Here is a 6861-nt window from a genome sequence, read left to right as displayed (position 1 = left end):
GATACAGAAGAGATGAGCGAAGAGTGAGGAGTGAAGAGTGAAAAGGATTTTATTAACCTTCCGCTTACATTATAAATAGAAATAGTCATCGGGTATTGGTCATTGGTTATGGCACTTTCTCCTAACGCCGAGTGCCCAGTGCCTGATGTCCACCTGATTTCGGTCTTTTTGCTAAATGGATTCGGATAGATTTGCAAGGAAAAATCCTTTACTGATTTACTGTTCGGTCTTTCAGCAATTCCAATTGTGGTATTTCTATACATTACATCAGAGGCATCCTCATTCCCTATGAGCAGGTCTAAATCTATTGAGTATTTATACTTAACGACAAGATTCTTCGTGCCACTCGGGGGCGCATTTTTCAATGAGACCCAGCCAGAAGAGATATCAAAGCAATAATCACTCAGTGGCACTGGATTGCCATTAACTATGATCTCTTGAATTGAATGATACGGCCAGTGCTTAAGATAAAAGAGTTTTCTTGTGCCATCTCCATCAATTGAATCAACCCCACTCTGGAGACCATCCATGTCAATATCACCCCAGGCAATACCAAAACTCAAACACTCGTCTTGAGAATACCAAGTAGGCAGTGTATCCAGAATCGTATCTTGATTTGCATATACCACATTTTTCTCAATGATATTGTAACACCCATTTGCCATTGCCAGATCCATATCACCATCATTATCAACATCAGCAAATGCTATGCGCCAGGTAGCGCTAGCATCAGCTGATTTCCAGGAATAAGAGGTGTCTAGATTGCCATCTATATTTGAAAAAACAATATTGGGTTCTTTGACGATCTCACCGTTACCACAGGCAAGATCGAGATAGTTATTTCCACTAATATCTGCCCATGCCATACCTCCGGTTATCCAATCATGAAGACCTTTCCACGACGCTGTTTGTTCCAGGTTTCCATTGTTATTATAATATAAGTAAGAAGCGTGGTCAGGGCCCAAAGCAAGGTCAAGATCTCCATCGTCATCAACATCACCCCAACTGCCTACATTCATATAGATGCAGTCAGTATTGCTCCAGCCAGGCAATGTATCAAGCACACCGTTCTGATTATAAAAGATACGTGAGATGCCAAAGAAGGTTGCTACTGCAAGGTCAAGATATCCATCACCGTGAACATCACCAAAACCAATCCAGGCAGGGAAACCATCAAAGTCTTGGGATTTCCAAAAGGCAATTGTATCTAAAATTCCATTATTATTTTTGTATAGATAAAGCCATCCGCCAACTTGTGTGCCCGGATACTCTTGCCCTATTTTCCCTTTAAGGATGTCTTTTAGTCCTTTTAGCCCGGAATAACAAGATATTGCCAGTTCTGGGTAACCGTCATTGTCAATATCACCCCAGGCAACACCTAAATGTCTCGCAACCTCATGAGGACTCCAGCTGGGTAGAGTGTCAAGAGTCCCGCCATCGTTGCGATAGATGTATGCTGTTTTTGATACCTCTGAGACCACAGCAAGGTCCAGGTCTCCATCACGATCCATATCACCAAGGGCAATATCTCTACTGTCTTCATCAACGATAGCAGATTGCCAAAAAGGTGCTTCCTCTAAAGGAATCGTGAAGAGAACACCTGGGATAAGAAGGGTCATTAACAAACCAATACATAGACCCTTAGCTTTTAATCTTTTTGTCCCGGTCATTTTTTCCTCTTTATCTTAACAAAACCACTTGCTCAGCCCTTTTATAGTTATCTGTCTTTAGCTGCACAAAGTAGATACCAGCAGGAACCCTGTGCCCTGAATCATCAGTCCCATCCCAGGATACAGAAGAGATGAGCGAAGAGTGAGGAGTGAAGAGTGAAAAGGATTTTATTAACCTTCCGCTTACATTATAAATAGAAATAGTCATCGGGTATTGGTCATTGGTTATGGCACTTTCTCCTAACGCCGAGTGCCCAGTGCCTGATGTCCACCTGATTTCGGTCTTTTTGCTAAATGGATTCGGATAGATTTGCAAGGAAAAATCCTTTACTGATTTACTGTTCGGTCTTTCAGCAATTCCAATCTCAGGACCTATCGCATACAATCGGGTTGCTGAACAGATGTATATGTTTCCCGATGTATCCATTGCAGGAGTAGAAACTGTGGGGGATTCAACCTGTAATGTCCATTTTACTGTTCCATCTGGATTAATAGCATAGAGTGTATCATAGGAGGCAATATAGATGGTGCCATTCCCATCGATGATCGGCGATGATAGAACATAATTGGTGGTGTTGAATGTCCAGACCTTGGTGCCAGCCGGAGCAATCGCGTGAAAATTCTTACCGAACCCACCCGCCATATAGATGGTATCGCCTGCCCCAATAGCTGGTGAGGTATACCTGAGGTCTCCCAGACCGGGACAATTCCATTTTATTATACTATTTGGATTTATTGCATAGAGCGGACCTCCATAACCAGTGGGAAAATAGATCACCCCATCAGAACCGACCGTGGGTGTCGAATTGGAGAAGTCAATAGGGGCAGCACCAATGTCTCGCTCCCAATTTATACTGCCACTGGTGTCTAAGGAAGTAAGGTAATAGTCAGATATGGTTGCGTGTTCAACATAGATGGTAGAACCGTCGTGAGAGAGTGCGGTGCCGTGTGGGGATCCAGAGATACCGGTATTATAATCCCATTTGAGGTTTCCGTTCTCGTCGAGAGCCTCGAGATGGCCCGCCGCAACATAGATGGTGCCATCAGCTATCATAATCGGACCTCGGGGTGGATACTGGGGATTGATCACCTCGTGTTTCCATCTCAATTTACCATAGGTGATCGAATCCTCAATGGCATAGAGATTGCCATCGTCCGAACCGATATAGATTGTGCCATCAGCACCGATTGCCGGGGAAGATTGAATTGCACCGTTTGTCCCATAGGTCCACTTGAGGGTGCCATCGGGATTTATCGCATAGAGGTTGCCATCCTGGGACCCAAAATAGATGGTTCCATCTTCACCTATTACCGGCGAAGACCAGGTGATACCGCCACCCGGTGCGTATGTCCAGAGGATATCCGCTTCCTCAGGACCCATATAAGGAGACCTGGCCGTCCTCTGATTGTTGAACTGGAAGGTCGGCCACATCGGTTGAGAAAATAAACAAATAATTATAAAGGCCATCATTCACCTCCTCCTTTCGGCTCTTAACCATTTTGTGTGGAAGAAATGTCATCCTGAACTCGTTTCAGGAAAGACAAAGCCTTAGATCCAATCTTCCACATCTTTTACTCCCCAGTGTCCCTTGTCAGTTAATCCCAATTCTTTTTCTTTCCAGGTTCTCAAACCAATTTTCTCAATATCCACCTCATCCTCATGCCCCAAGACTTTCGTTTGCCAGGTGAAGGGGCTAGGTGAGACCTGCAGTCTATTCCCGGTAATATCTTCTTTTACTTCTTCTGTCCCAGGTTGGTAATAACCTCGAACATAATAGACATAATTCCAGGTGGAATTCAAGGGGTTCCAGTAAACCCATTCTTTTCCAAAAAACACGGCAAAAGAGAAAGGGCCTCCGACTGTCGCTTCCTTCTTAAATTCACCATCGATCCACATCTGGAGTAGACCGGTAGCATTATTTAATGCCAAGAAGATGGTGTGGAATTCACCTCCGGTGACCGGGACATCCCAGATCTCATCGTATTTGATCATCACATTTTTATAACCATAGTTAGGGGCAGAGAGGCCTATCTGTGACCCTCCAGCAGAAGGATCGTTTACTTCGCCCCTTGCTTCTACCGTGATCCTATCACCTGATGGACCACCTCGCTTATAGTAGAGAAGGCCCTTGGCTGGGCCCGTTATCGTGAGCAACCCTCCAGAAACCTCCTCCGTGTATCCCGATGACATTATTCGTTCCACACCATACTGGGTTGGAAGCGAATCGGCTTCATATCTATGCTCCCAGGGTGGTTGACTCACTAAGAGGATAGAAAGGAACATCATTTCTATAGCCATACCCCACCTCCTTCCAACCCATATCAGCAATTTAATATATAATGAATAGTTATCAAAACGGTTAGCACAAACTCCCCCCGTAATCCCGGTTTAACCATTTCCCGTTGGATAGACATTCGGTAACCCATTATTTTAATTATACTTCCCTATATCATCACTATCAAGACTTTCCTCCCGGCACCTGAGTGCTAACACCAACATTGGTATCTTCCGATATCCCTGATCCGCGGAAATCGCTTCTCAGACCCAATACCAATCGGTTTAATCCGATGAAAAAAAATCATCAAGAGTAAAATATTTGATCATACACCCTCCTTTCTGCTATCTCAAAAGCAGGAGTTTCTTGGTTAAAGAAACCTCTCCTGTCTCAAACCTCAAAAAGTAGACCCCACTGCTGAGTTTTTTCCCTGAATCATCCCGACCATCCCAGATTACAGCAGTACTTGGTGCCAAGTGGTCAGTGGTAAATCTAAATGATTCTACCAATCTTCCACTCAAATCGTAAATACTTAGTGTAATCTTTTCCTTCTCACTAATCAGTGGGCACTGAAAACTAATCACTGTAGTTTTGCTGAACGGGTTGGGATTGCAGCTAAGTTTAATACTGCTGGATTTTCCAATCTTACCTGATGATTTTATACCTGTATTTTTTGAATAGTAAAATCCTGTGTTTCTGCAATCGTGTCTATACATCGTCCACAACATAATATCAGGAAAACATTGCTCGGGTTCATCAAAAAAATGAATCTCCCCGGCAACCGACGCAAATGCCATTTCAATATCGCCGTCTGAATCTAGATCTCCAACAGCAGGAGTTGGTTTAGGAGGTGTCATAGACTGATCATCAAGAAAATATGGAAAGCCATTAACCTGCGTACCATCAGCATGAAATGCGTAAATAGTATCTGCCCCCTTAAATATTACTTCAACCTGACTTGTATCACCATCAATATCCGCTATAATTGGAGAAGAAGTAATATTTCCTCCTGTACCCACACTTACAGGCCAATTCTGTACTGGGGTTCCATCATGATGAAATGCATACACTTGACCTCGCCACGAGACCCAATCCATACCTCCTATAAGAATTTCAAGATCGCCATCAAGGTCTAAATCTCCAAGTGAAGGAGTTGATCGCAAACATGCCTGTGCCTCAACAGGCCATCCCGGTTCCAGAACACCCTCGTTATTCCAGACATAAACACTGTCATGCTCTCCATTACAATAAGCACCCGCTATGATTTCCTTTGTACCATCACCATCAAGGTCTCCAATAACCGGAGCTTCAACTGTCCCGCAAGTATAAACCGGAAATCCGGAAAGGATACTGCCATCACTTTTCCAGACATAGACCTTTGAAGGATTTGCGGATGGCGCAGGTCTATTAAGTCCTGCCACAATTTCACAAAAACCATCTCCATCTATATCTGCAACAGAACAGGCACCAATATAATTTGGAGAAGAATCGGGAATAGTAACAGGAAATCCGGGAAAATTCGATCCATCAGCCTCAAATACATATAATACTGAACCTTTACCCGGATAGATAATTTCCATATCTCCGTCAGAATCTAAATCTTCAAGGGTCGACGAGCTAAATGTACCATAACTACGCGGCCAGCCAGGGTACTGAGTTCCATCATGATTATAGACATAAAGATGATGCCATGACCCAACGATAAGTTCCATATCACCATCACCATCCACATCACCAATAGCCGGCGTTGCTGGAGTATTTTCTGAATAAGAAACCGGCCATCCAGTAAGAGTATTTCCCTGTATATCCCATACAAAGATCGTACCGTAAGAACCCATGGCTATCACATCGCCAATCGAGTCGAGATCAAAATCAGCAAATGTAATACTCGCAAGCATAGTTTCTCCCGTGTTATGAATCCATGCTGGCTCGATAGTCGCACCCAACACCTGGCAGTAGAACGTAACTGCAGTAACAATGAAAAATATAACTATGCCCTGAAGTCGTATAAACATTTTAATACCTCCCTTTCTATTTGATCAGAACAAACTTTCTGGTTCTGATCCCTTTTTCTGTCCTTAAACAATAAAAATAGATACCAGAGGATAGTCTCTTGCCGGCACCATCCTTGCAATTCCAGACTACATTGTAATGACCAGGGTTTTGAATTTCATCTACCAACGTATTAACAAGCCTTCCCGATGAATCGTAGATATTCAAATTAACCTTTGTTTTCTCAGGCACCACATAACTAATCATTGTTGTCGTATAAACCGGGTTTGGTATATTCTGCGAAAGAGATAGTCTGAATCGTTTATTCTCCTCGTTGACATTAACACCTTGTTGCCCACTACCCGTCAAAAGGTAAAAGTCATCTATCCGCCACCAGGATGGACGACTATATGGGGGCCAAATAAGCTCAAATCTTAAATAAATGGTGTCACCTGCATAAGCATTGAGACTGATGGAATCCGTAGGTACCCAGTCGTATGGATGATTTGGAGGAGTACAACTAAATATTGTAGTCCAATTTTGCAATCCATCAGGAGATACCTGCACGTTAGCTGTATAGTCATGGTACAAGTAATAACTATGGTAAAAGAATATCAATGCAGAAGAAACGGAAGAAAGATCTATTCTTGGGGCATAAAGCCAGCTCTTGCTGTCTGGCATGTTATTCTCGCCAATGGCTTGCCAATATCTTGTTCCTGAATGACCAGGGGGTAGTGTATCATCAACCCAGGTCCACAAGAGCTGTGGCTCTTGAGCACCTGACGCAAAACCACCATTATTTTCCTCAAAATCCGTTGAGAACGGCGGGCTAATAGAATATTCCTCGAGTGAAAAATTCACGATTGTAGTTTCATTTGCTACAACTTCAACCTGAAGGGTTTCCGGAGAAAAAAGATACCTCG

At 43.3% G+C, this 6861-nt stretch carries 5 protein-coding genes; all 5 read right to left on the bottom strand.

Annotated elements, in window-relative coordinates; all coding sequences use genetic code 11:
* The coding region (locus ENI34_02395; protein HEC77976.1) for a hypothetical protein at window positions 1-1670 on the bottom strand (1670 nt) is incomplete at its 3' end.
* Window positions 1671-1680: 10 nt separating this feature from the next.
* Window positions 1681-3141: a T9SS type A sorting domain-containing protein gene (locus ENI34_02390; protein HEC77975.1), complete on the bottom strand. Its 1461-nt coding sequence runs from the start codon at window positions 3139-3141 to the stop codon at window positions 1681-1683.
* Between the two features lie 78 nt (window positions 3142-3219).
* The gene (locus ENI34_02385) at window positions 3220-3969 is read right to left on the bottom strand and encodes a hypothetical protein (protein HEC77974.1); all 750 of its coding nucleotides are present in this window, start codon (window positions 3967-3969) and stop codon (window positions 3220-3222) included.
* Between the two features lie 321 nt (window positions 3970-4290).
* The gene (locus tag ENI34_02380) at window positions 4291-5961 is read right to left on the bottom strand and encodes a T9SS type A sorting domain-containing protein (protein HEC77973.1); all 1671 of its coding nucleotides are present in this window, start codon (window positions 5959-5961) and stop codon (window positions 4291-4293) included.
* Between the two features lie 16 nt (window positions 5962-5977).
* On the bottom strand, window positions 5978-6861 hold an 884-nt coding region (locus ENI34_02375), incomplete at its 5' end, for a T9SS type A sorting domain-containing protein (GenBank protein ID HEC77972.1).

The organism is candidate division WOR-3 bacterium (assembly GCA_011052815.1).
Classification (GTDB): Bacteria; Hydrothermota; Tepidihabitantia; order SM23-42; family SM23-42; genus DRIG01.
The sequence above is the reverse complement of the archived record's forward strand: the minus strand, read 5'-3'. Positions and strand labels throughout refer to the sequence as shown.

Bases quoted from the DNA above. Each gene is read 5' to 3' on its own strand.
- ENI34_02390 (HEC77975.1), bottom strand. From the start codon at position 3,141: ATGATGGCCTTTATAATTATTTGTTTATTTTCTCAACCGATGTGGCCG.
- ENI34_02385 (HEC77974.1), bottom strand. From the start codon at position 3,969: ATGGCTATAGAAATGATGTTCCTTTCTATCCTCTTAGTGAGTCAACCA.
- ENI34_02380 (HEC77973.1), bottom strand. From the start codon at position 5,961: ATGTTTATACGACTTCAGGGCATAGTTATATTTTTCATTGTTACTGCA.